A 2,830-nucleotide genomic window follows, 5' to 3' on the forward strand; every position below is an offset into this window, starting at 1 on the left:
ACTAGCGACACCGTGCTGGCTTTCGCCACCGGCAAGGCAGGCAATGTGCCACTGACGTCGATGGACGATGCCGGCGTCGACGCCTTCCATGCAGCCCTGTCGGATTTGTGCCGCCAGCTGTCGCATCTGGTCGTGCGTGACGGTGAAGGAGCCAGCAAGTTCATCGAGATCACGGTCGAAGGCGCCGCCAGCGACGAAAGCGCCCATTGCATCGGCCTGTCGATTGCCAACTCCCCGCTGGTGAAGACCGCCATTGCCGGGGAGGATGCCAATTGGGGACGAGTCGTCATGGCGATCGGCAAGGCTGGCGAGCCGGCGGATCGCGACAAGCTGTCGATCCGTTTCGGCGCGACGCAGGTGGCGACCGGCGGACTGGCTGTCGAGGGCTATGATGAGGCACCTGTCGCCGCGCACCTCAAGGGTCAGGATATCCTGATCGGAGTCGACCTGGGACTCGGCGAAGGCCGGGCGACCATCTGGACCTGCGACCTGACGCATGGCTATATCTCGATCAACGCGGATTATCGCAGCTAATGTTGTTGGAACTCCATGATCCTGTCGTCGCGCTGATGCGCGACGTGGGGCGCGACATCGTCATGCCCCGGTATCGCAATCTGGCCGATGACGAGGTCAGCGAAAAGGCCGCGAACGACTTCGTCACGATCGCGGACAAGGAAAGCGAGCTTCGCCTCGCTGAAGGACTAGCCGGTATCCTGCCCGAAGCCGGAATTATCGGTGAGGAAGCTTGTGCGGCCGACCCGGCCATATTGGAACGGGCGGGCGAAGGCCTTAACTGGATCATCGATCCGATCGACGGCACCAGCAATTTCGCATCCGGCCAGCCGCCCTTTGGCATCATGGTGGCGCTGGTCGATGGCGGAACGACGTTGGCCGGATGGATATTGGACCCGCTGACTGGGCGGTTGTGCCATGCCATGCTGGGCGGCGGCAGCCATATCGACGGCGAACGCGTGCAGGCGCGTGAAAGCGGCGGCGATCTGCCGATCGCGGCGCTGGCCGTCTATTTCATGGCGGAGGAAGAGCGCACCGATATCCAGCGCCGGTCGCAGGGCCATTTCTCGCTGGTGGATATTCCCCGCTGCGCCGCAGAACAATATCCCCGGCTAGTGCTGGGGTATAATGATGTGTCGGTGTTCGCCCGGACTCTTCCCTGGGATCATGCGGCAGGCACCCTGTTCGTCAATGAGGCGGGTGGATGTTGCCAGCGGACCGACGGAACGCCGTATATCGTGGGCGACCTGCGTCGCGGATTGATGGGGGCGTCCTCGCCCCGTCTCTGGGACAAGGCGGCGGCTACGCTGCTTGGATAAGAGAGGCTGACATGCTGACCATCTGGGGCCGCCTCAATTCACACAATGTGAAGAAGGTCGCCTGGTTCGCGGAAGAGATCGGCCTGCCCTATGTGCGTCATGACGTGGGCGGCAAGTTCGGTATGGACGAAGCCTATCTGGCGAAGAACCCCAATAGGCTGATCCCTACCATCGAGGATGGTGACGTGGTGTTGTGGGAGTCCAACGCAATCCTGCGCTATCTCGCCAGTCGTTACGCCCTGACCGACATGTTTCCCACCGATCCGGTCCAACGAGCGCAAGGTGACAAGTGGATGGATTGGCAATTCAGCTTCGCGGATGTGCAGCGCGATGCCTTTTTGCAACTCGTGCGGAAGGAGGCCGGACAGCGAGATAGGCAGGCGATCGCCCGGTCTGCGCAAGCCACCGGCGTCGCCATGCAGATACTCGACCAGACGCTCGCCGCCCAGCCGTGGCTTTCGGGTGTCGATTTCGGTGTCGCGGACGTGCCGATGGGCGTCTATGCCCATACATTCTTCACGCTGGATATGGAGCGGCCCGATGTGCCGCATGTGCGCGCCTGGTATGATCGGCTGCGCGAACGTCCGGCCTATGCCAAGTCGGTGATGATCCCGTTGACATAGGCCGTAAGTTCAGTTCGTCAGAGGACGCTTTCGATCCAGCCCTTGAGCGCGCTCTTGGGCGCTGCGCCGACCTTGGTCGCGCTGACTTCGCCATTCTTGAACAAGATCATCGTCGGGATCCCGCGCACGCCATACTGGCCCGGTGCGTCGGGATTTTCGTCGATGTTGATCTTGGCGATCGTGACCTTGTCCGCCAGTTCCTCGGAAATTTCCTCCAGGGCCGGGCCGATCATCTTACAGGGGCCGCACCATTCCGCCCAGAAATCGACAAGCACGGGCTTGTCGGAATCGATCACATCTTCCTTGAAGCTGACGTCGGTAACTGCCTTGGTGGCCATATCTGAACTCCTTGTGTTGGGCGATATCTAGGATGGGCGCGCTTCCGGCTCAACGGGCCAGAGCGGCAAATTCTCCTGTGTGGGCACAAAGCCGGGCTTGTGTGCCGCCAGCAAGTGGGGCGGCATGATTACGAGATGCGGGCCGCCAGTGTAAAGCAGGCCCGCCTCGATCGCCCGATTTGGGAAAATGACCTCCAGCGCCGCGACATAGGCGGCCATCTGCCGCACATGGGCCAGCGGCACCTGGTCCGGTGACTGCGGGGCGATCCGGCCGGTCTTGAAATCGACCAGTTGAACGCGATCGACGCCAATGCAGAGTCGGTCGACCGTGCCCGCGATCACGGCTTCGCCAACCACGGCGGCGATCGGCGCTTCTGCCAAAGCGTCGGGACCGAACAGTCCGGCAAAGGCGGGCGCCTCGATCACGCGCAGCGCCTGTTCAATGACATCAAGACGGGCGGCCGGATCGTCCGCGCCCTGCTGAATGAGCCAACGATCGGCTGCGTCCCTCCGCCGATTGACAGGCACATCCGGCAGT

The 2,830-nt window shown here is 62.3% G+C and carries 5 protein-coding genes; 3 read left to right on the forward strand and 2 right to left on the reverse strand.

What is annotated here, in order from left to right; all coding sequences use genetic code 11:
* The 3 genes from VMR39_RS25235 to VMR39_RS25245 all read left to right on the forward strand — a co-directional run.
* Positions 1-534 (forward strand): bifunctional ornithine acetyltransferase/N-acetylglutamate synthase (locus VMR39_RS25235; protein ID WP_325420396.1); only part of this gene is annotated, 534 nt, incomplete at its 5' end.
* Positions 534-1,331: an inositol monophosphatase family protein gene (locus VMR39_RS25240; RefSeq protein ID WP_325420398.1), complete on the forward strand. Its 798-nt coding sequence runs from the start codon at positions 534-536 to the stop codon at positions 1,329-1,331. The genes VMR39_RS25235 and VMR39_RS25240, both read left to right, overlap by 1 nt.
* An 11-nt stretch (positions 1,332-1,342) precedes the next feature.
* Positions 1,343-1,954, forward strand: coding sequence for a glutathione S-transferase family protein (locus VMR39_RS25245; RefSeq protein ID WP_325420400.1), 612 nt, complete (start codon positions 1,343-1,345; stop codon positions 1,952-1,954).
* A 17-nt stretch (positions 1,955-1,971) separates the two neighbouring features.
* Here VMR39_RS25245 and trxA read toward each other — a convergent pair whose 3' ends face one another.
* Together trxA and VMR39_RS25255 are read right to left on the reverse strand one after the other, a co-directional pair.
* On the reverse strand, positions 1,972-2,292 hold the full coding sequence (trxA, locus tag VMR39_RS25250) for a thioredoxin TrxA (RefSeq protein ID WP_298397237.1): 321 nt from the start codon (positions 2,290-2,292) through the stop codon (positions 1,972-1,974).
* A gap of 27 nt (positions 2,293-2,319) precedes the next feature.
* Positions 2,320-2,830: PD-(D/E)XK nuclease family protein (locus VMR39_RS25255; RefSeq protein ID WP_325420404.1), on the reverse strand; the 511-nt coding region annotated here is incomplete at its 5' end.

Origin of the sequence: Sphingobium sp. (assembly GCF_035511395.1) — a bacterium.
Taxonomy (GTDB): Bacteria; Pseudomonadota; Alphaproteobacteria; order Sphingomonadales; family Sphingomonadaceae; genus Sphingobium.